The organism is Poseidonibacter ostreae, assembly GCF_009208075.1.
Lineage (GTDB): Bacteria > Campylobacterota > Campylobacteria > Campylobacterales > Arcobacteraceae > Poseidonibacter > Poseidonibacter ostreae.
Genome location: NZ_WFKJ01000006.1, coordinates 23,431 through 44,987 on the forward strand (window position 1 = coordinate 23,431; position 21,557 = coordinate 44,987).

The window sequence follows — 21,557 nt, forward strand, 5'->3', positions numbered from 1 at the left end:
TTTGTGCTTATATAATCTAAGGATTTAGCATTAGAATAATAAAATAAACTGCTATATAAATATACTTTAACCCTACTTTAGATAAAATCCATTTTATGAATAAAAAAAGATTAGTAGTGGCCTTCTCAGGACCATCAAATAGTGGAAAAACAACAGCAATAGTAAAAGTGTCAAATATTCTACAAGATAGAGGTTTTAAAGTTTGTATTATTAAACATGATCCAAAAGATAAAGCTATGTTTGATAGACCAGGAAAAGATTCGTTTAAATTTGGGGAAACAGGTGCAGATGTTGCAGTTGTAAGTCCAAATAAAACTACTTTATTAAAAAAACAAACTTCAACAATTGATGAAATGATTGATTTATTTGATGATTTTGATTACTTATTAGTTGAGGGTTTAAAAACTTTAGACTTACCTAGAATTTCTATTTTTAGAAATAGTTTAAATGAAGATTACTTTAAAGTAACAGATGCAATAGCTAGCGATGATACTATTAATGATGATGATATTCCATCAACAATTGACAGATTAAACTTAAACTCTCCAGAAGATATGATTATCTGGATTGATAAAAACGCAAAGAGAGTATAAATATGCAAGATATAATTAAAGCAATAGAAGAAGCAAGTATTAAGATTAAAGAGTTAATTGAAACTGGTGATACAGGAAAAAGTGAACAAGAAAATTCAACTGGTGATACTCAATTAAAACTTGATATTGCAAGTGATGTAATTATTGAAGATATATTTAAAACAATTCCAAGTATTAAAGCTATTGTTTCTGAAGAACAAGAAGAGATTGTTAATTTAAATGAAAATGGTGAATATTTAATTGCTTACGATCCATTAGATGGTTCATCTTTAGTAGATGTAAATTTATCTGTTGGTTCTATTTACGGAATTTATAAAGATAATTTTGATGCTAAAAGTATTATAGCTTCTGTTTATGTTGTATTTGGTCCACGAGTTGAAATGGTAGTTGCTATTGATGATGTTAAAATGTATAGATTAAAAAAAGGAAAATTTGAATTTATTCAAACTATTACTTTAGATGAAAAAGGAAAGCTTAATGCACCAGGTTCAACACAAAACTGTTGGGCTCCTTTTCATAAACAATTAATTGATGATATTTTTAATGATGGTTACAGATTAAGATACTCTGGTGGTATGGTTCCTGATTTACACCAGATTTTACTTAAAGGTGGTGGTTTATTCTCTTATCCAGGAACTACAGATAGACCAAAAGGTAAATTAAGACAATTATTTGAAGTATTCCCATTTGCTTATACTTATGAAAAAGCAAATGGTCAAGCAGTTGATGGTTTTAAAAGAGCTTTAGAAGTTGAAACTACACATATCCATGATACAACTCCTTGTTTCTTTGGTTCAAATACTGAGATTAATAGAGTTTTAGAAGTTTATAAAAAGAATGGATAAAACAAACGACATAGTTATTGACGAGTGGGAAATAAAGCTTGATCAAAAACTAGTTGAAATAAAAGAGTGTCAAACAAGTAATTCCTTAGAGTCATGTACTCCATGTGATAAGTTTTTTGACTGTGACTTAAGAAAGAAATACGTCCTGGCTGTTTATTCATCAATGAATAAAGGTGCTGGCGGTGGCTTTGAATTTTAATATTATAATTTATAAAAGAGGTAAATAATGGAAGAATCTTGTAAAAATGTTTATATAACAACACCAATATATTATGTAAATGATATAGCACATATAGGACACGCTTATACAACGATTATAGCAGATATGCTAGCTAGATATTCAAGATTAACAGGTGCGAATACTTATTTTTTAACTGGAACTGATGAGCATGGTCAAAAGATTGCACAAAGTGCAGAACAAAGAGGAAAAACTCCTAAAGAGTATGCTGATGAAGTTTCTGGAAAGTTCAAAGCTTTATGGGATGATTTTGATATTTCTTATGATAAGTTTATTAGAACTACAGATGATGAGCATAAAACTGGTGTTCAAGCAGCATTCCAAAAGATGTATGATAAAGGTGACATTTATAAAGGTGATTATGAAGGTTATTACTGTGTATCATGTGAGACATTCTTTACTGAAAAACAGTTAGTTGATGAGCAGTTTTGTCCTGATTGTGGAAAGCCTACAAATATTGTAAAAGAAGAGAGTTATTTCTTTAAATTATCTGCTTATGAAGATAAACTAATTAAGTGGTATGAAGAGAATGAAGACTGTATTCTTCCAAGATCTAAGAAAAATGAAATTGTAAACTTTGTTCAAGGTGGATTAAGAGACTTATCAATCTCTAGAACTTCTTTTGATTGGGGTGTTAAACTTCCTGAAGCTATGAATGAGCCAAAGCATGTTATGTATGTTTGGCTTGATGCTTTAATGAACTATATTACTGCACTTGGATACGGAACTGATGAAAAAGAGATGGGACACTGGCCTGCTTCTACTCATCTAGTAGGAAAAGATATTTTACGATTCCATGCTATTTATTGGCCAGCATTCTTAATGTCTTTAGACTTACCATTACCAAAGCATATTGCAGCTCATGGATGGTGGACTCGAGATGGTGAGAAAATGTCTAAATCAAAAGGTAATGTAGTTGATCCAAAACTTGTAGCTGATGCTTACGGTTTAGATGCATTTAGATACTTCATGCTAAGAGAAGTTCCTTTTGGTCAAGATGGTGACTTTTCACAAAAAGCTTTAATGGATAGAATCAACTCTGACTTAGGAAATGATTTAGGAAACTTATTAAACAGAATTTCTGGAATGAGTGGAAAATATTTTGACTTTAAAGTATCTTCAAAAGATGTTAAAAAGTTCCATCAAAAAGAGTTAGATGAAGTAGAAGAAATTTTTGAAAATATAGAAGAATATCTATACAAAATGCAATTAAATAGATATTTGGAAGATATTTGGAAAGTATTAACTATTGCAAATAAAGCAATTGGTGATTATGAACCTTGGAACTTAATGAAAGAAGGTAAAAGTGATGAAGCTATGGCCTTAGTTGCTTTAATTACAAATATCATGGCTAGAGTTTCACTTCTTTTAGATTCTGTAATGCCTGATAAGATTGCTAAAATTGCAGCTTCTTTAGGAATTACTATTGATAATAAAACTTATACATCTTTAATATTAAATAAAGAATTAATAGCTGATACAACTATTACAAAAGTTGAGCAACTTTTCCCTAGAATTGAAGAAATTCTTTTAGAACAAGCAAAACCTGCAGTTGTTGAAAAAGCTGTTGCAGAAGTTAAAGCTTCAAAAAAAGAAGATAAAGTTGAAGAAGATGATAACTTAATCACAATTGATAAGTTTTTTGAAACATCTTTAAAAATAGGAACTATTGTAGAAGCCCAAGAAGTTCCAAAATCTAAAAAACTTTTAAAATTACAAGTTGATTTAGGTGAAGGAAGAAATAGACAAATCTTAGCAGGTATAAAAGAGTTTTATAATGCAGATGATTTAGTAGGAACACAAGCATGTGTTGTTGCAAATTTAAAGCCAGCTAAATTAATGGGAATGCTAAGTGAAGGAATGTTAATGGCTGCAAAAGATGAAAATGGTTTATCTTTAATAAGACCAGAAGCTCCAAAAGAAATTGGAACTAAAATAAGCTAGTGAAAATCACTTCTATTATAGATATTATTGATGGAAAACTTTTAAATTCTCCATCAATATCTTTTATATACTCTTTTAAAACTAATGTATCAAAAGTAAAAGAAGGTGACCTTTTTATAGCTTATAATTTGGATGATATCCAATTAGCTATCCAAAAAGGTGCTTTTGCAATAATAGTAGAAAATATTTATCCTATTGTCGATAAAGAAATTGCTTGGATAAAAGTAGATAGTCTTAATACCTCTGTAATAAAACTAATTAGATATAAACTTGCACATTTTAATTTAGAAGCTTTTTTTTGTGATGAAATAAGTAATGAATTTCTAAAAAACTTTTCTTCTTTATCAAATAAAAAAATAAAAATTATTCCAAAAAATTTAAAAGGTTTTGTTCCTATACTTGAAGATATTGATGATGAAACAATCCTATTTTCAAGTAATAATGAAGTATTAGATAAAATATACCCAAATAACTTAAAGTTTGAAAATGAAGATTTTTTAGTCTCAAATTTACTTAAGCATTCACTTTTTGAAACCTCTTTCACATTTAAAAATAAGTATTTCCAAAGAGTTAAAATTCCAAGTATTTATATTGAAAGTTTTATAAGAGTTTATAATTTTTTAGATATAAAGGAGTTTGATGATTCAAAATTGAAAAATATTAATCTTTTTAAAACAATATTTTTAGATAAGAATTTTAATATTGTTGAATTTGGGAAATCAGATAAATTTATTATTACATCAAATAATATCTCTTTAGTAGAAAAAGAGATTTCTTATTTAAAAAGTAGATTTACTTATGGAAAGATAATTTATATAACTTCTTCTTATAATGAATGTTTACCAAAAGAGCAAATTATCTTAAAAGATATTTCTGAAATAAAAAATATTTTTAAAAAGAACTCTTTTAATGCTTCTTATATCTTTGGGTTTGATTCTGTAAATATTGAAGAAAATTTATCAAAAGTAGAAAAAGAGCTAACTCTTTTCTAGATTTGAAATCAATTTTCTAATATATTGTTCCAAAAGTACTTATTACTTTTCCTACAATTTTAATATCAGAATTATTTAATACTTGTGATGGATAGTCTTTATTATCTGAAATGATATCTAGGTTACCATCAACTCTTTTTTGTATTCTTTTTACAAATAATCCATGAACAGTAGTAAATGCATATATTCCATCTCTTGAACAATCATTTTTTGTTTTATCTAAAAATATGATATTATCATCGTTTAGTGTAGGTTCCATTGAGTCCCCTACTACATTTATTGCATCAATATTTTTTAAATTATCTTTTCCACCTAATCTATCAATAAAATATGCAGGAACTTCTAAAGATTCAAAATCATCATCATTTTCATATGCACCGCCACCAGCACTAACAGCAACTTCAGGAAAATACTTTATCCAGTATTTGTCTGTACTATCTACTAATGAACCTGGATTTTGGTTGTAAAGAAGCCAATTTATTGATATTTTCTTTTTTGCACAAAAATTTAATATATTAGAGTATGGAATCTTCCCTCTATTTTTCATTGTTGCAAAATTTGCTTGCGATAATTCTAAAGAAGTTGCCACATCTTTATCGAATATTTTTCCATTTACTCCATCAGCACTTAGTATATCTTTTAATTTATCTATGATTTCACTTACAATAAGCATTTTAAATCCTTTTACATAGTCTTTACATAATTATATTACAAAATGCAATATTTTTCAAGTACTTTTGGAAAATATTATAGAATTTGAAATATTAAATACAAAAGGACACAAAATGGCAAGAAAAATTATTGAAACAAGAAATAACGTTATGAATTTTTTTCATAAAGTTGACACTTTAATTTACCAGTTTGGAGATAAAGTATTATAAAAAATTCAAATTTAACAATTTAATAAAAATCAAAGATAAGTATAAATGTTAATAAAGCTAGTTTAATATATTATTACACTAATAATCACATTGTGGTAACCACGGAGAAAGTTATGGAAATAAACTTAGTTACGGAAGCATTGAAATTTATGGCATTAGGAATGGGTGTTGTATTCTCATTTTTAATTATTATGATTTTTGTGCTTAAAGCTCAGGCTGCATTATTAACAAAATATTTTCCTGAAAAGAAAATAGAGCCAGTAAAAAGGCCAAATACAAATGCATCATCTAATGAAACTGCAAAAGTAGCTGCTATTGTCGCAGCTGTACAGCATCACAAAAATCTAAAAGGTTAATGTTAATGGCGAAAAAGTATATAGATGTAATGGATACTACATTTAGGGATGGATTCCAATCTGTCTTTGGTGGTAGAGTTTTAATGAACGACTTCTTTCCAGCTGTAGAAGCTGCAAAAGATGCGGGTATAACTCATTTTGAGTTTGGTGGTGGAGCTAGGTTCCAATCTTTATTTTTCTACTTACAAGAAAATGCATTTGAAATGATGGACAAATTCAGAGAAATTGTTGGTCCAGATGCAAACTTACAAACTCTTGCACGTGGTATCAACACGGTAATGTTAGATACAGGTTCTAGAGAACTAATCGACTTACATGCAAAAATGTTTGCAAAACATGGTACAACAACAATCCGAAATTTTGATGCTTTAAATGATGTTCAAAACTTAGAATACTCTGCTGAGTGTATTAAGAAATATGGTTTAAATCATGAAGTAGTTGTAACTTTAATGGATTTACCTCCAGGGTGTACAGGTGCACATGATGTAGCATTTTATGAAAAGACTTTAAGACAAATTCTTGATAGTGGGGTTCCTCATGATTCACTTTGTTTTAAAGATGCTTCAGGAACTGCATCACCTCAAAAAGTATATGAAACTATTCAAATGGCTAGAAAACTAGTTGGAAATGATACTCATATTAGATTACATACTCATGAAACAGCTGGAGTTTCTGTATCTTGTTATTTAGCTGCATTAGAAGCTGGAGCTGATGGTATTGATTTAGCAGCAAGTCCCGTTTCAGGTGGAACTTCACAACCAGATATTTTAACAATGTTACATGCAGTTAAAGGTAAGAACTACGATTTAGGTGGTCTTGATATTGAAAAAGTATTAAAGTATGAAGAAGTTTTAACTGATTGTTTAAAAGATTACTTTATTCCACCAGAAGCAACACAAGTATCTCCTTTAATTCCTTTCTCACCAATGCCAGGTGGAGCATTAACTGCTAACACTCAAATGATGAGAGATAATGGAACTTTAAATAAATTCCCTGAAGTAATTAAAGCTATGAGAGAAGTTGTTGAAAAAGGTGGATATGGTACATCTGTAACTCCTGTTTCTCAATTTTATTGGCAACAAGCATACGCAAACGTTATGTTTGGACCATGGAAACAAATAGCTCCAGGTTATGGGAAAATGGTACTTGGTTACTTTGGTAAAACTCCAGTAGCACCAGATGAAGAAATTGTTGCACTTGCAGCTGAAAAATTAAAAATGGAACCAACAAAAGAAAATCCTTTAGATATTGCAGATAGAGATGAAAAGAAAAAAATCTCTGTATGGAAACAAAGATTAGAACTTGAAGGTATTGAAGCTAGTGAAGAAAATATCTTTATAGCTGCTGCGTGTGATGAAAAAGGTATCGCTTTCTTAAAAGGTGAATCACCATTAAACATTAGAAAAAATGATTCTACATGTGAAAATGATAAAGAATGTAATTTAGGAGAAAATAATAGTATGAGTAATGCAAATGGAAACTATACAGTAGTAGTAGATGGTCAAAAGTTTAATGTATCAATTGCTGAAGGTAATGCTGATATTCAAGTAACTCCTGTTGCTTCTTCAAATGAAGCACCTGCAGCCACAGCTCCTGTTGCTTCAAATGGTGAAGGTGTAGAAGTTCCTGCTGTTGTAAATGGTGCAGTTTGGAAAATTCTTGTAAAAGTTGGTGATAAAGTTGAAAAAGATCAACAAATCATGATTTTAGAAGCAATGAAAATGGAAATTGATATTAACGCTCCAGAATCTGGAACTATAAAAGAAATTCTTGTTACACCTAATGCAGCAGTTGAGGAAGGACAAACTTTAGCCATTATTGGTTAATAGTTTTATTGGAGCAATAATGAAAAAAAGTTTATTTTTAATTTTATTTACTCTTTTAGCTGTATTTTCAGTAAACTCTTTTGCCGCATCAGCACCTGCTGAAGTAACAGAAGAAAAAAAAGAGTATGTATCAAAATCAATGTCAGAATTAGTTGATTCGTTTTATAGCACAACTGGTATAAAAGCGATTATTGATCCTCAAGAAGGATTAAAAGGGCCTCATGGTGAAGAATTAACAGTATTCGCACAAAGCTATGGTAGAGTTATTATGATTATAATTTGTTTAATCTTATTCTATTTAGCTATTAGAAAAGGTTTTGAACCATTACTTCTAATTCCTATTGGATTTGGTGGAATTTTAGCCAATATTCCAATTGCAGAAATTGCAGGTGCTGATGGAATGCTAGGAATTATCTATAATATGGGTATTACAAATGGGTTTTTTCCACTTCTGATTTTTATGGGAGTTGGAGCTATGACTGACTTTGGTCCATTATTAGCAAATCCTAAAACTGCATTACTTGGTGGTGCAGCACAATTTGGTATTTTTGGTTCACTAGTTGCAGCAGTTGTTCTTTCTCAATATGTTCCAGGTATTGAATTTAGTTTAGAACAAGCAGCAGCAATTTCTATTATTGGTGGGGCTGATGGTCCAACGTCAATATTTATAGCTTCTGCTTTAGCTCCTGAATTATTAGGTGCAATTGCAGTTGCTGCTTATTCTTATATGGCATTAGTGCCAGTTATTCAACCTCCAATTATGAGAGCGTTAACAACTGTAACTGAAAGAAAAATAAGAATGAAAAGTACAAGAAAAGTTTCTAAATTAGAGAAAATAGTATTTCCTCTAGTTGTAGTTACATTAACTTTATTAATTTTACCAGATGCATCTCCTCTAATTGGAGCATTATGTTTAGGTAACTTTGCTAAAGAATCAGGAGTTGTTGATAGACTTTCTGATACAATGCAGAATTCATTAATCAATATAGTTACTATCTTCTTAGGATTAGGTGTTGGTTCAAAACTAGCAGCAGAACAATTCTTAGTAGCTGAAACTATGGGTATTATGGCAATTGGACTATTAGCATTCGCTGCAGGTACTGCAATGGGTGTTTTAATGGCAAAAACAATGAACTTATTAAGTTCAAAAGACAATCAAATCAATCCTTTAATAGGTGCTGCTGGAGTATCAGCAGTTCCTATGGCAGCAAGGGTTGTAAGTAAAGAAGGTCAACAGTATGACTCATCGAACATTTTATTAATGCATGCGATGGGACCTAATGTTGCTGGAGTAATTGGATCAGCCGTTGCAGCGGGTGTTCTTTTATCAATATTTAAATAAAAATTAATTAGTAGGAAGAATTAAATTATGTCTGAGATTAAAGACTCTTTAGGTTTAGAAAATGTTGGAACGGTTAGAAGAAATCTTGATGTAGATACTCTTATGAATCACGCAGTAGAAAATGAAGGTGCTAAAATATCTTCAACTGGTGCACTTATGATAGATACAGGTATCTTCACAGGAAGAAGTCCAAAAGATAAGTTTTTTGTTAATCAAGATCCATCAAATAAATATATTGCTTGGGGAGATATTAATAAAAAAGTATCTACTGAAGTTTATGAAGAGTTATTAGTTACTTCAAAAAAACAATTAAGTAATAAAGACTTATATGTAACAGATGTATATTGTGGTGCATCTTTAGATTCTAGAAAGTCTGTTAGATTTATTACTGAAGTTGCTTGGCAAGCACACTTTATTAGAAATATGTTTATTGTTCCTCAAACTCAAGAAGAGTTAGATAACTTTGAACCTGATTTCACAATATATAATGCTTGTAAAACTGTTGATATGGCATATGCTAGTCATAATTTACATTCAGAAGTATATGTAGTATTTAATGTTGAAGAAAATATTGCAATGATTGGTGGAACTTGGTATGCAGGTGAAATGAAAAAAGGTGTTTTCTCAATGATGAATTACTGGTTGCCATTAGATGGTAAACTTGCAATGCATTGTTCTGCAAATATTGGAGAAGATGGAGATACTGCATTATTCTTTGGTTTATCAGGAACTGGTAAAACTACACTTTCAACTGATCCTAAAAGAGCTTTAATTGGTGATGATGAACATGGTTGGGATGATAATGGTGTATTTAACTTCGAAGGTGGTTGTTATGCAAAAGTTATTAATCTTGATAAAGATTCTGAACCAGAAATTTTTGGTGCGATTAAAAAAGGTGCAATTTTAGAAAATGTTGTTTATGATGAAAATGGAGTAGTTGATTACTCTGATGGTTCAAAAACAGAAAACACTAGAGTTTCTTATCCTTTAGATCATATTGAAAATCACACACCTGATATGAAAGGTGGTCACCCTACTAATATAATTTTCCTATGTGCAGATGCATTTGGAGTACTTCCTCCTGTTGCAAAACTTGATAAGCAACAAGCAATGTATTACTTCCTAAGTGGATATACTGCAAAAGTTGCAGGAACTGAAAGAGGTATTACTGAACCAGTTGCAACATTCTCTTCATGTTTTGGAGAAGCATTTTTACCTTTAAATCCTACAGTTTATGCAGAATTATTAGGTCAAAAAATCGATAAGCATAATGTAAATGTTTATTTTGTTAACACAGGATGGACAGGTGGAGCTTATGGTGTTGGTAAAAGAATGAGTATTAAAAATACTAGAGCTTGTATTAATGGAATTTTAGATGGTTCAATTGAAAACTCTGAATTCGAAACATTACCTGTATTTAATTTAAGAATTCCAAAAACACTAGATGGTGTTGAAACTGAAGTATTAAACCCTAGAAATACATGGGATAATAAAGCTGAATATGATGAAACTACTAAGAAATTAGCTGGTATGTATATTGAAAACTTTAAAAAATACTTAACTTTAGAAAGTGAATATGATTTTACAGCTGCAGGACCAACTTTATAAGGTATAATTTTCCTAATAAATTTACTGTTAAAAGGAGTGGATTAATTTTCACTCCTTTTTTTAACTAAAAAAATAGGAGAAACAATGAAATTATCAAGCTTTTTAGAAGATATCAAAGAGAATGAAGAAGAGGTAGTGTATTACTGTTGTAATCACTTATTATCAAAGAAATTTGATGTTGAAAATGATTCAATAAATGACGATGAATTAAAAGAAATGTTTGTTAATTATAACAATTTTTCTAAATTGTTAAATGATTCTGCTGGAATAATATATAAAAAATATGAAGCTGATTTAAATGATGTTTATAAAACTATGTGTAGTAAGTTTAATGAAGAGCATGATAATAAGTATTTATTTGACTTTAGATTAGCACGAGTAGTAAATCAAGAACCTGCTCAATTTTTAGATATTGAAGATAAAGATACTCAAGAAACAGTAATTCAAAAGTTTGAAGATAAAATTAATACAATTTTAGAATCTAAGTATTTTAATGATAATAAAATTACATTATCAAATGATTTAATCATTCCTCAAAGAACATTAGATTTAATTAAATCAGCAGCTAAAGCTTCTTAATTATAATTTTACTTTATACAAATAGGGTTTTTAACACTCTATTTGTATCTCTTCTATAATTTCTAAACCAAAACCATTTAATCCAACAAATGAATGTTTTCCACCACTTGTCATAAGTTTAATTTGTTTTATATTTAATGAATTAAGAATTTGTGCCCCTATTCCATAATCTTTTTGAGACTCTTTTGATTGCATATCATCACTTAAGAATATTAATATTCCACTTTTTGATTGAAGGAAATTAATTGTTTTTAGCATTGAGTGAAGTTTTTCATCATTTAAAAATAGTTTTATATCTGGAATTACTGTATGAAATTTTACATGTGTAACTTCACTTAATTCTCCAAAAATAATTGCAGTATGAATATTTCCAATATGATCTTTAAACTCTTTTTTTATTGCTTTTGTTCCAAAAAAAGTAATTTCATCTCTTGAAATATTTTCAACAAGATTTTCATGTGATAATCTATATTCAACTAAATCAGATATATAAATTTGCTTCATATCATGTTTTTGTGCAAAAATATCTAAATCATCACGTCTTGCCATTGTTCCATCTTCTTTCATGATTTCACAAATTACAGCTTCACCATTAAGACCTGCTAATTTACATAAATCAACACTTCCCTCAGTATGTCCTGTTCGAACAAGTACTCCACCATCTTTAGCAATTAAAGGAAATATATGTCCAGGTCGTACAAGCTCTTGTGCTTTTGAAATTGGATTAGCTAAAATTCTAATAGTATCATCTCTTTCCCCTGCACTAATTCCCGTTAAAGCATCAGTTGCATCTACTGAAACTGTAAATGCTGTTTCATAAGATGATGTGTTTGAGCTAACCATTGGATTTAAATCTAATTTGTTTGCAGTTTCTTTAGTAACTGATACACAAATTAATCCCTTTGCATGAGTAGCCATAAAATTTACTTTTTCTGGAGTACTTAGCGCTGCAGCATAAACTAAATCACCTTCATTCTCTCTATCTTCATCATCAAGCATAATAACCATATTACCTTTTTGAATCTCTATAATTGCTTCTTTTACTCTTTGTATTGCGTTCATTTTTCTTCTTTTTATATAGTATTTAATATTTTTATTATTATATCAAAAATATTGAAATTTAATCTAAAACCTCTTGACAAAAATATGCTTTTTTACTATAATTTCGGCACTTAAACGATTGGGGTATCGCCAAGTGGTAAGGCAACGGCTTTTGGTGCCGTCATTCGAAGGTTCGAATCCTTCTACCCCATCCATTAAGTAGATATTTTTAATTTTTATATCTAAAAATTATTGCTCGCGGAATAGAGCAGCACGGTAGCTCGTCGGGCTCATAACCCGAAGGTCACTGGTTCAAATCCAGTTTCCGCAACCAATTTTAGTGTGTTAAGTCAAGGTAGCTCAGCTGGCTAGAGCGCTGGTCTCATAAGCCGGAGGTCGAGGGTTCGAGTCCCTCTCTTGACACCACTTTTTATACACTTAATTCTATTTTTTAGAATTTATGCTGGTGTAGCTCAGCTTGGCTAGAGCAGCTGATTTGTAATCAGCAGGTCGGGGGTTCAAGTCCCTTCACCAGCTCCATTAATCAAAACTTTTTAAAAAAGTTAAGATTAATAAATTTAACTACTTCATTAACTCATCTGCTTTTTCTTTTGTTCCATTATAAATATCAGAAGAAGTGTCTTTTGTAACTTCCCAAGTATCAGATGATAAATCCTTTATAACTTCCCATGCAGTTGAACTATCTTGTTTTATTCCTGTCCATGTTGCACATGAAGAAAAAAACAATGAACATAAAATTAAAAATAAATATTTTTTCATTTGCATTACCTACGGATTTGGGTTTTCAAAGAATACATAAGTTGAATAATCAGAAACTTCAAAATAAACTTTCTTTTCATTTGCATCTTTTTTAAAATCAAGATTTTCATCTAGGAAACCATATCCATATCTATATGCTCTTGACTCTTTACCATCAGTTGAAATTGCAGTTGAAAGCTTATCAATTTTTATAAATCTTTTTATTAACTTCTCACCAGCATAAACTTCAAGTACACCATTTACACCTGTCCAGTTTTGTAAGTATCTATTTATTTTATTTTGTTTTTCTTCACAACCATTAAAAAATAAGGCTGCTGCTATTATTGAACTTGTAAGTAAAATTTTTTTCACTCTATATTTCCTCTATATGACGTTTTTAGTATAAAAGTGTACAACAAAAGTTCTTTAAGGCTTATTTGGGCTTTTCTATAAAATAGCCATTTTAATATCATTATAAGTTATTTTTTCATCAAGTTTAGTAAATATTGCTTTTAATCTAATTTTTCCATCTTCTGAAAAATCTTCATCATGATTTGTTTCTTTAATTTGCTCAATAGCTTTATTAACTAGGTTAATTGTATTTAGACTTGGCATATATTTTGACATATCAAAATCAATATCCTCTTTTTTAATTAAACTTAAATGATTCATAATTGTTGTTACTGTAAAGCCAGCATTTTTTGCTAAATCTTCAAGATTTGAAGATGTTTCAACTAGGTTTTTTGTCTTAATATGATTTGCTATTTTTTCTTCTATTTTAGGCTCTTTACTTAATAATACTTTTTCTTTATATATCTCTTTCTTGTCTATTGTTCCACCAAGTTTTTGTATGTATGATAATTGCATCGCATTTAGTTGATTTTCTTCAAAAGCTTCTATTTTATTTGCTGCTTTTACTGATGCTTGTTTTATTCTAGGATCAATACTTAATATCAATGGGTCAACACTTAGGGCATTATCATTAAATCCCATGAGTTTTAACCCTTCAATATTTTTAATTCTTGATAAAGCTACATAACCTTGCCCTACTTCAAAAGTCTTTGATAAATCTATTTGTGCAGCATCAAGTGTCATACCTTGAGATTTATGAATAGTAATAGCCCAAGCAAGTTTTAGAGGTATTTGAGATATTTTTGCTTGAACTTTTCCTGAATCATTTTCTATTGACCAATCTTCATATTCTACTTTTACGACATAACCATTTGAAAGTTTTACAATTGGAAGTTTTTGTTCATCTTTTGTAAAATCAATTACTACACCAGTTGTTCCATTTATATAATATTTTTCAGGGTTGTTTTTAATAAACATTACAACAGCATCTTTTTTAAGTATTAATTCTTCTTGAACTAAAGCTGATTTAAATAACTTTTCAATATTACCTTTTGCACCCTCGCTTGTATATTTAAAAAGTTGTGATTCCTTATCAATACTTCTTAATTCATCATTATTAATTCTATCAACATCCATATTATGAGTATAAAGTTTTGTAGGTGTAAAATCTATATCTAAATCTTTTTGTAGTCTAGCATTTAAAATATCATGACTTTTTTGTGATACTTGACCATTTCTTATTTCATCTAAAACAAAAATAAGTTGATTATCATCTTGTCTAAACTTTTTTTCTAGATAACAAGTCTGTAAATCTAACTCTTTCCACGATGGACTTTGCCATGCAAATCTTTTTCCATCAATATTTTTTGATATTGGAGGTAACTGGAAAAAGTCACCTGAAAGAATCACTTGAATACCACCAAATGGCTTATTAGTTTGCTTAAAGGCTTTAAGAATTTTATCAATTGAGCTAAAAATATTAGGACTTACCATAGAGATTTCATCGATGATTAATATTTTTAGTTTTTTAAATCTAGTTTGAAGATACTTTTTATCTAATAAATTTGAAATAAAACTTTCATCAATACTATCTCTAATTCCTAAGCTAAAATAAGAATGAATAGTTTGTCCATTTAAATGTGATGCTGCAATTCCCGTTGGTGCAACAATAGTTGGAATAATTTTTCGTGACTTTAGATATAAAACAAATTCATTTAATATATGTGTTTTACCTGTACCTGCTGATCCTGTTAAAAAAACATTTTGACCAGTTTTCAATATTTTAAGAGCTGTTTCTTGCATTGTTTACCTATTTACTTAATTTTGTTTTGGATTATAGTTTATTATGAGGAACAACTTACATGAGATATTCCACCAACTTCAAAGAGTTCTAATGGCTTTAATTTATAATATTTGTTGTTTATCTCATCTGATTGCTCAGAATATGGATTTGTCATTATTTCTTGAAGTTCTTCTATTAAAGAATAATCTTCTTCTTGTGCATGTAAATATGCTGGCACTAAAAACCACTCTCTTAAAGTGTATTTTGGATTTACAAGTTTCATTTGTGAAGATAAATCTTCTTTTGTTTTAGCAGTATCAATAAGAGATTTCCATTTTATTAACCATTTCTCCCAACGTTTTTCTATCTTTTTATCAAGCACTGATTCATAAAAACTTTTTTTAAGTGCATTTATATCTTTTGGTATATTTGATAACTCTCGAAAGAAAACAGTATAATCAACTGAAGTTTTAACCATAAGAAATAAAAGTTCATTAAATAACTCTTTATCAAATGTACTAAGACCAAGTTTAGAAGTCCACATCATTTCCATTTTATTTTGCATTACTTCAGCAAAACCACTTCTAATTTCTTCTAACTCATCTAAATACTTTTCTTTTGAGTTTAATAAAGTTTTTAAAGCAGTATAAAACATATGAAAGTTTTGTTCTGCTGCTATTGGTTGATTTAAAAAAGAAAAATGATCTCCACTACTACTCCATGGTTGATAATAAGGGTCAAATAAATCCAAGAAACCAAAAGGCCCATAATCTAATGTGTAGCCACCAGCTGCACAGTTATCACTGTTGAAGTTACCTTGACAAAATCCTACACGAATCCAATTCGCTACAAGTTTTGTAAGACGTGAACGAAACTCATTTGCTAATAATATTACTTTTTCTTCTATACTTAACTTTTCATCAATAACATCACTATATTCACGCTCAATTAAATGTAAGACAATCTTTTCTAGCTCTTCCATAGCTTTTGAATGTTCGTTTTTTCGAGCACGACGTGCAAAAAGTTCTATTTGACCAACACGAATAAATGATGGTGCAACACGTGTTGAAATAGCAATATCTTCTGAAATCATCATGTCAGGATCTTTTGAATGTGAACCATGTGAATACCATGGTCTATCAACTTTTTCAGAGTTTGAAGTAAACAGACTTAAAGAGCGTGATGTTGCAACGCCAAGAGAGTGCATATGTTCTTGTGCTAAAAACTCACGTATACTTGATCTTAAAACTGCTCTTCCATCAGCACCTCTACAATATGGCGTTCGCCCTCCACCTTTTAATTGCATTTCCCAACGTTTACCATTTATTACAGCTTCTAATACTGAAACTGCTCTACCATCTCCATATCCATTTCCAGTACCAAAAGGACATTGTTGATAATACTCATTACCATAAATAGAAAGTGCATATCCACACGCCCAACCTACTTTGCTCATAGGTTCTGGTACATTTGATATATCTCCTGAAAACATACTAACAAAGTCAGGTGATTTTACTAAACTATTCGCAAAGCCTAATTCTTTAAATAAGTTCTTGCTATGTGCAATGTATTTTGGATTTTTAATTGGTGTTGGTTTTACAGGAACATAATGACCTGAAAAAACTTGTCGAGGATTGTGGTCTATTCCATCTGCTGTTGATTGTAAGTCTTTATTAAGAGTATTCATAAACGAGTAATCTACGAGTTTTGCTAAATCATTCAGCGTTTCTATAGATTTTGAGTTTTGTTTATTTTCAATTCCTGTTTTAGGGATACCTTCCATTTTGTGCCTTTATATTTATACTGCAATCTTACCTAAAAGTATTTAAATTAAACTATTTATAAAGAAACTCTACAGTACATATTAAATATAATTCAAGACTATGAAATATTATATCTACGATTTGGAAACCTTTCCCAATATATTTACTTGTGTTATACAAAATACCAAAAGTAAAGAGTTAAGAGTATTTGAATTAAGCACAAGAGAAAATGACTTAACAAAGTTTCTAAAAACACTTGAATGGCTAAGTAAAAATGAAAAAATATTAGTAGGATATAATAATCTAAACTTTGATTATGCAGTACTACAATTTATTTACAAGAATGCAAAAAACTATGAACTAAAAGAACTAGTTTATCAAATATTTCTTTTTGCAGATGGACTTATAAAAAATAATATCATTTATAAAGAAGATAAAAATACTTTAAAAATAAGTCAACTTGACCTTATGAAAATTTACAACTTTGATTATAAAGCTACAAGAGTAAGTCTAAAAGTTTTAGAAGTAAATATGTGTATGGATTCTATTGAAGATTTGGATTTTAAAATAGGCGAAAATATAAAAACAGAGCAGTTTGGCAATCTAATTAAATACAATAAACACGATGTTGAAGCTACTTTATTATTCTTTGAGCATTCAAAGGAAGCAATAGAGTTTAGAGAAGATTTAAGTTTAAAATACAATGAAAATATGCTCAATTACAGTGATACAAAAATAGGTAAAAGGTACTTTATACGTAATCTTGAAGAAAAGCTTGGAAAAGATATATGTTATTTAAATGGCAAACCCAAACAAACCATTAGAAACTTTTTGGACTTTAACAAAATTATTTTTGACTATATTAATTTTGAAACAGTAGAGTTTCAAAGCCTACTTAAGTATCTTAAAAAGCAATATTCAAACTCTATGAATGAAGTTTTTTCAAATATCAGTAAAGAAAACTTAGAGGAACTCGGTTCATATTGCACACTAAACTCTAAAAATGAAGCTCAATCTTTACATTTAAACTACAAAGATTTTACTTTTTATCTAGGAACTGGTGGTTTACATGGAAGTGTTGAAAGCAAGTTTTATGATAAAAATGAAGATTTTTTAATCATAGATGTTGATGTGGCTAGCTATTATCCATCAATTGTAATTCAAAATAATCTTTATCCTGAACACCTAGGAATTGAGTTTGTTGATATATATAAAGAGATTCGAGATTTGAGATTTTCTTATAAAAAAGGTACTTCTCAAAACAAAATGCTAAAACTAGCTCTAAACTCAACTTATGGAGATACAAACAATCAATTTAGTCCTTTTTATGACTTCAAGATGACTTTGGATATTACTATAAATGGACAGTTGATGTTGTGTATGCTTGCTGAAAAACTTATGCAAATAAAAACGGTATCTTTAATTCAAGCAAATACTGATGGTCTTACTTTTAGAATTGCTAAAAAAGACAAGTCAAGATATGAAGATATCTCAAAAAAATGGCAAGATTTTACAGGATTAGAACTAGAAGAGATAATATATGAAAAGCTTTGGATTAGAGATGTAAACAATTATATAGCTTTGAAGGAAAATGGTGAAGCTAAAAAAATAGGTGCATATAAATACAATCTTGCATGGAATCAAAATCATTCTTCACTTGTTGTTCAAAAAGCAGTTGAAGCATATCTAATAAAAGGTATTAAAATTGAAGATTTTATATATAATCATAGAAATAAATATGACTTTTTATTAAACTTCAAAGCTACAAAAAATATAGATTTAGTTCTTGAAAAAATTTACTCACTACAAAAATCCTATATGCCATTACCTAATACTATTAGATATTTTATAAGTAGAAATGGATATCCTCTAAAAAAGATTCTTCCAGCTTTAAATAAAGATTCGCAGCAAAGAGTAATAGGAATAAACGTAGGATACAAAGTAGAGCTTTGCAATAATATAGAAGACTTTTCTTATGAGTTTTTAGACTTTGATTATTATGTAAAAGAGGCTTATAAACTCATAGAACCATTTAATCAAAAACAAGAATCTCTTTTTGATTTCTAAAAAAACATTACAAATTGTCATCAATTTAGAATATTAGAAAATCTTTATATATACTCTTACAGAAATTAAATATTCTTAGGAGATATAATGCAATTAATAATAGGATCACAAGTTAAACTTATAGATGGAACTATTGAAAAAATCTTTCCTTATGGAGAAGTTTTGCAATTGCTAAGTAAATTTAAGAATATTTGTAGTGATATAAAATGGAATGTAAATGTTCCTGCAAGAGATAAGTGTAAAATTATAGAAAATCAAGAAACGATTAATATTAAAAATTTTAAAGCACGAGATTTTCAACAAGTTTGTATTGATAAATTTACACGAACTACACTTACGGGTTATATTTACGCTCCTACAGGTTCTGGAAAGACAAATATAGCTGCATATTTAATTGCAAAAAGAAACATAAGAACACTTTTTATTGTTCCTAAGTATGACTTAGTAAAACAAACAAAAAAAAGATTTCAAGATATTTTAGATATTGATCCATCAATGATAGGTGAACTTAGCTCTTCAAAAAAAGAGTTTGGAGCTCCTATATTAATCACTACATGGCAATCATTAAACAATAAAGCAACATTACAAAGAGTTAAAGAAGATAAATACTCACAGATTATTTGTGATGAGATGCATAAAGCTAGTGCAAGTGTTTATTATGACGTTGTGTCTTCAATTCCAGCCATGTATAAACACGGTCTTACTGCAACACCATATAGAAATAATATTAAAAATGAGCAAAGACTTTATGATTTAGTTGGAGAAGAGAGGGCAAGTGTTGATATATCTGATTTATATAAAAATGGCTTTTTAGTACAACCCAATATAAGATTTAAAAATACAAATTATAAAATCGATATAGAACAAGAATACTTGCGAACATTAGATTTTAATATAAAACTAGGAATGCTTAAGAAAAATATTGATAAATCAAAAAAGAGAAAATTATTAATACTAAATGATATTAAAAAAGCTCTAGAGCTTGAAAGAAACAAGTTTAAGGCTAATCAATCGGTTATTTTAGTAAATACCCTTGAATTAGGACTGACTTTAAAAGAAGAGTTATCAACTTTATATAATGTATTATATATTGATGCAAGTACAAAAGCAAAAGAAAGAAATGAAATATTTTCTGACTTGACTGAAAATAAAATCACTGATTACGTATTAATAGGAACTTCAAAACTTCTAGGAGAAGGTACTGATATTCCTTCTATTAAAAATGTATTTTGTGCAAGTCCAGCTTACCCTCCTTTTGAAGATACAGCACGTTTACAACAAATCATAGGAAGAGCCATGAGACCGTTTAAAGATAAAAATACAGCAAATATAATTATCTATAATGATGAAACAACAGGCTGGATAAATAAAAAGAAAAATGAAGTTTTTGATATTGTGGTTAATAATGTTAAACCAATTATAAATTAAAAAGTAATTTTTAGTGACTAATATATTTGACATTATTTAATATTAATATTATAATGTATAATATTTTAGACAAAAGAGTAAAAATGGATTATAACTACTAGTCAAGCTTTTTATATATGACTTTATGTACTTCTAAGTATTTAAAAAACTTTTTTATTTTCTTTAAAAATGTTAATACTTTTCCTCAACTATAATCTCTTTTTAATTTCCACAACTTTTACAAAAAACTTCTTTTTGTGTAAATGTATTTAAACCTTTTCTTTGTATGGTATTACAGTTTATACAGATAAAACTTAGCATTTCATGTCCCATATATTTTTTTGAAGATTGAATATCTTTAAATTTATTTAAATTCTTTGGATTTAACTTTGAAATAATATCAATTTTTTCTTCTTTACTAGGTATATCTAGAATACTCTCTTTAGTCCTTACACCTTTTATTCTGTATTTTTTATCATAATCAATTAAAATAGGTTTATGCTCATTTATAAGAATCTTTCCAATATTTTCTATATTTTTAGTGCTTGGTAAGTTATTAGTTATCATTTTTGTAGCAGCAGATAAAATTTTTAAAGGGCTTCTTATAAAGTTAGTTCTAATATCTTCAATAAATGTATCTGCGCGACAAAACTTTTTAGGAAGAACTTTATTTTTAATCTTAACATCTGGTAAAAAAACAACATAAGACATAATATCCATTTTCATATTGTATTTTTTAAAAATTTCTTCTAATACTAAAGCATGTCTGTGTGATTGAGCTAAAGGATTTGGAAGATTGTGTGACTCTTTAGGATAAGAGTATAACATCGTTCCATCATCATTTATTGTTACTTCAGCTTTTGTATTTTTTGTTTCAACCAATATGACACCTACTGCTACATTTATTAATAAGTGGTCAATCTGAGCAGTTAGTCCATCTAGTTCAAATCTTAAATCATGTAGTATCATATAGTTTTCACTATCCTTTAAATTAAAATCTATAAAATAAGCCGTTTCTTTTTCTCCTCTTAATCCTGATTCTAATTTTGTTAACTCTTGTCTAATTATATATTTTTGTTTTTCATTATCTGAAAGTTCAAGCTTTTTCTTTAAGCATTTGATATCTTCTTCTTTTCTTTTATCAATCTCTTTTAATAACACTTTGGTTTCCTTTTTACTCTA

The 21,557-nt window shown here is 28.8% G+C and carries 19 protein-coding genes and 4 tRNA genes; 16 read left to right on the forward strand and 7 right to left on the reverse strand.

Translation table 11 applies throughout. The annotated features are described in order from the left end of the window. Positions 1 to 95: 95 nt before the first annotated feature. From mobB to GBG18_RS03280, 5 genes are read left to right on the forward strand one after another with little or no spacing between them, the layout of a single operon-like run. Positions 96 to 593 carry a molybdopterin-guanine dinucleotide biosynthesis protein B gene (gene mobB, locus GBG18_RS03260; RefSeq protein WP_152188360.1) on the forward strand — a complete coding sequence of 166 codons (498 nt, stop codon included), beginning with the start codon at positions 96 to 98 and terminating at the stop codon, positions 591 to 593. Between the two features lie 2 nt (positions 594 to 595). Further along, positions 596 to 1,438 (forward strand): class 1 fructose-bisphosphatase, encoded by an 843-nt coding sequence (locus GBG18_RS03265; RefSeq protein ID WP_152188362.1) that lies wholly within the window; start codon positions 596 to 598, stop codon positions 1,436 to 1,438. Then, entirely contained in the window at positions 1,431 to 1,637 is a 207-nt protein-coding gene (locus GBG18_RS03270) for a hypothetical protein (protein ID WP_152188363.1), read from the forward strand. Before GBG18_RS03265 ends, GBG18_RS03270 begins: the two co-directional genes overlap by 8 nt. Positions 1,638 to 1,664: 27 nt before the next feature. After that, on the forward strand, positions 1,665 to 3,620 hold the full coding sequence (metG, locus tag GBG18_RS03275; RefSeq protein WP_152188365.1) for a methionine--tRNA ligase: 1,956 nt from the start codon (positions 1,665 to 1,667) through the stop codon (positions 3,618 to 3,620). Next, the gene (locus GBG18_RS03280; protein ID WP_152188379.1) at positions 3,620 to 4,612 is read left to right on the forward strand and encodes a peptidoglycan synthetase; all 993 of its coding nucleotides are present in this window, start codon (positions 3,620 to 3,622) and stop codon (positions 4,610 to 4,612) included. The genes metG and GBG18_RS03280 overlap by 1 nt, the downstream gene beginning before the upstream one ends. Before the next feature lie 16 nt (positions 4,613 to 4,628). Here the strand turns inward: GBG18_RS03280 and GBG18_RS03285 are convergent, their stop codons facing one another. Beyond that, a complete protein-coding gene (locus GBG18_RS03285) occupies positions 4,629 to 5,285 on the reverse strand; it encodes a S24 family peptidase (protein ID WP_152188381.1) in 657 nt (218 codons plus the stop codon). A 321-nt stretch (positions 5,286 to 5,606) separates the two neighbouring features. Here GBG18_RS03285 and GBG18_RS03290 point away from each other — a divergent pair, with 321 nt between their 5' ends. From GBG18_RS03290 to GBG18_RS03310, 5 genes are all read left to right on the forward strand, one after another. Further along, positions 5,607 to 5,849, forward strand: coding sequence for an OadG family protein (locus tag GBG18_RS03290; RefSeq protein WP_152188383.1), 243 nt, complete (start codon positions 5,607 to 5,609; stop codon positions 5,847 to 5,849). A gap of 5 nt (positions 5,850 to 5,854) precedes the next feature. Further along, positions 5,855 to 7,675, forward strand: coding sequence for a biotin/lipoyl-containing protein (locus tag GBG18_RS03295; protein WP_152188385.1), 1,821 nt, complete (start codon positions 5,855 to 5,857; stop codon positions 7,673 to 7,675). A 19-nt stretch (positions 7,676 to 7,694) separates the two neighbouring features. Continuing rightward, positions 7,695 to 9,017: a sodium ion-translocating decarboxylase subunit beta gene (locus GBG18_RS03300; protein WP_152188386.1), complete on the forward strand. Its 1,323-nt coding sequence runs from the start codon at positions 7,695 to 7,697 to the stop codon at positions 9,015 to 9,017. A 27-nt stretch (positions 9,018 to 9,044) separates the two neighbouring features. Next, the gene (gene pckA, locus GBG18_RS03305) at positions 9,045 to 10,625 is read left to right on the forward strand and encodes a phosphoenolpyruvate carboxykinase (ATP) (RefSeq protein ID WP_152188388.1); all 1,581 of its coding nucleotides are present in this window, start codon (positions 9,045 to 9,047) and stop codon (positions 10,623 to 10,625) included. Between the two features lie 84 nt (positions 10,626 to 10,709). Continuing rightward, on the forward strand, positions 10,710 to 11,204 hold the full coding sequence (locus tag GBG18_RS03310) for a hypothetical protein (RefSeq protein ID WP_152188390.1): 495 nt from the start codon (positions 10,710 to 10,712) through the stop codon (positions 11,202 to 11,204). Between the two features lie 30 nt (positions 11,205 to 11,234). Here the strand turns inward: GBG18_RS03310 and GBG18_RS03315 are convergent, their stop codons facing one another. Further along, positions 11,235 to 12,266 carry a bifunctional 3,4-dihydroxy-2-butanone 4-phosphate synthase/GTP cyclohydrolase II gene (locus GBG18_RS03315; protein ID WP_152188391.1) on the reverse strand — a complete coding sequence of 344 codons (1,032 nt, stop codon included), beginning with the start codon at positions 12,264 to 12,266 and terminating at the stop codon, positions 11,235 to 11,237. 119 nt (positions 12,267 to 12,385) lie between these two features. Here GBG18_RS03315 and GBG18_RS03320 point away from each other — a divergent pair. The 4 genes from GBG18_RS03320 to GBG18_RS03335 all read left to right on the forward strand — a co-directional run bounded on the left by GBG18_RS03320 (position 12,386) and on the right by GBG18_RS03335 (position 12,785). Continuing rightward, a tRNA-Gln gene (locus GBG18_RS03320) sits at positions 12,386 to 12,460 on the forward strand. A 42-nt stretch (positions 12,461 to 12,502) separates the two neighbouring features. After that, a tRNA-Met gene (locus tag GBG18_RS03325) sits at positions 12,503 to 12,579 on the forward strand. Between the two features lie 15 nt (positions 12,580 to 12,594). Then, a tRNA-Met gene (locus GBG18_RS03330) sits at positions 12,595 to 12,671 on the forward strand. Between the two features lie 36 nt (positions 12,672 to 12,707). Next, positions 12,708 to 12,785: transfer RNA gene (locus GBG18_RS03335), tRNA-Thr, on the forward strand. Positions 12,786 to 12,827: 42 nt separating this feature from the next. On the opposite strand, the gene GBG18_RS03340 is transcribed toward GBG18_RS03335, so the two are convergent. The 4 genes from GBG18_RS03340 to GBG18_RS03355 all read right to left on the reverse strand — a co-directional run bounded on the left by GBG18_RS03340 (position 12,828) and on the right by GBG18_RS03355 (position 16,921). After that, positions 12,828 to 13,025, reverse strand: coding sequence for a hypothetical protein (locus tag GBG18_RS03340; RefSeq protein WP_152188392.1), 198 nt, complete (start codon positions 13,023 to 13,025; stop codon positions 12,828 to 12,830). Positions 13,026 to 13,034: 9 nt separating this feature from the next. Then, complete coding sequence (locus tag GBG18_RS03345; protein ID WP_152188394.1) at positions 13,035 to 13,376, reverse strand: hypothetical protein; 342 nt, start codon at positions 13,374 to 13,376, stop codon at positions 13,035 to 13,037. 75 nt (positions 13,377 to 13,451) lie between these two features. Further along, positions 13,452 to 15,158 (reverse strand): AAA family ATPase, encoded by a 1,707-nt coding sequence (locus tag GBG18_RS03350; protein ID WP_152188396.1) that lies wholly within the window; start codon positions 15,156 to 15,158, stop codon positions 13,452 to 13,454. Between the two features lie 41 nt (positions 15,159 to 15,199). Continuing rightward, on the reverse strand, positions 15,200 to 16,921 hold the full coding sequence (locus tag GBG18_RS03355; protein WP_152188398.1) for a protein adenylyltransferase SelO: 1,722 nt from the start codon (positions 16,919 to 16,921) through the stop codon (positions 15,200 to 15,202). A gap of 121 nt (positions 16,922 to 17,042) precedes the next feature. On the opposite strand from GBG18_RS03355, the gene GBG18_RS03360 reads away from it, so the two are divergent. Then, positions 17,043 to 18,968, forward strand: coding sequence for a hypothetical protein (locus GBG18_RS03360; RefSeq protein ID WP_193311058.1), 1,926 nt, complete (start codon positions 17,043 to 17,045; stop codon positions 18,966 to 18,968). Positions 18,969 to 19,055: 87 nt separating this feature from the next. Further along, positions 19,056 to 20,396, forward strand: a complete 1,341-nt coding sequence (locus tag GBG18_RS03365; RefSeq protein WP_152188401.1) for a DEAD/DEAH box helicase — start codon at positions 19,056 to 19,058, stop codon at positions 20,394 to 20,396. A 201-nt stretch (positions 20,397 to 20,597) separates the two neighbouring features. Here the strand turns inward: GBG18_RS03365 and GBG18_RS03370 are convergent, their stop codons facing one another. Continuing rightward, positions 20,598 to 21,536 carry a nuclease-related domain-containing protein gene (locus GBG18_RS03370; protein WP_152188403.1) on the reverse strand — a complete coding sequence of 313 codons (939 nt, stop codon included), beginning with the start codon at positions 21,534 to 21,536 and terminating at the stop codon, positions 20,598 to 20,600. Positions 21,537 to 21,557 lie beyond the last annotated feature (21 nt).

Coding starts and splice junctions, on each gene's coding strand:
- GBG18_RS03290 (WP_152188383.1), top strand. CDS start 5,607: ATGGAAATAAACTTAGTTACGGAAGCATTGAAATTTATGGCATTAGGA.
- GBG18_RS03270 (WP_152188363.1), top strand. CDS start 1,431: ATGGATAAAACAAACGACATAGTTATTGACGAGTGGGAAATAAAGCTT.
- GBG18_RS03350 (WP_152188396.1), bottom strand. CDS start 15,158: ATGCAAGAAACAGCTCTTAAAATATTGAAAACTGGTCAAAATGTTTTT.
- GBG18_RS03365 (WP_152188401.1), top strand. CDS start 19,056: ATGCAATTAATAATAGGATCACAAGTTAAACTTATAGATGGAACTATT.
- GBG18_RS03340 (WP_152188392.1), bottom strand. CDS start 13,025: ATGAAAAAATATTTATTTTTAATTTTATGTTCATTGTTTTTTTCTTCA.
- metG (WP_152188365.1), top strand. CDS start 1,665: ATGGAAGAATCTTGTAAAAATGTTTATATAACAACACCAATATATTAT.
- GBG18_RS03295 (WP_152188385.1), top strand. CDS start 5,855: ATGGCGAAAAAGTATATAGATGTAATGGATACTACATTTAGGGATGGA.
- GBG18_RS03355 (WP_152188398.1), bottom strand. CDS start 16,921: ATGGAAGGTATCCCTAAAACAGGAATTGAAAATAAACAAAACTCAAAA.
- GBG18_RS03265 (WP_152188362.1), top strand. CDS start 596: ATGCAAGATATAATTAAAGCAATAGAAGAAGCAAGTATTAAGATTAAA.
- GBG18_RS03285 (WP_152188381.1), bottom strand. CDS start 5,285: ATGCTTATTGTAAGTGAAATCATAGATAAATTAAAAGATATACTAAGT.
- mobB (WP_152188360.1), top strand. CDS start 96: ATGAATAAAAAAAGATTAGTAGTGGCCTTCTCAGGACCATCAAATAGT.
- GBG18_RS03310 (WP_152188390.1), top strand. CDS start 10,710: ATGAAATTATCAAGCTTTTTAGAAGATATCAAAGAGAATGAAGAAGAG.
- GBG18_RS03300 (WP_152188386.1), top strand. CDS start 7,695: ATGAAAAAAAGTTTATTTTTAATTTTATTTACTCTTTTAGCTGTATTT.
- GBG18_RS03315 (WP_152188391.1), bottom strand. CDS start 12,266: ATGAACGCAATACAAAGAGTAAAAGAAGCAATTATAGAGATTCAAAAA.
- pckA (WP_152188388.1), top strand. CDS start 9,045: ATGTCTGAGATTAAAGACTCTTTAGGTTTAGAAAATGTTGGAACGGTT.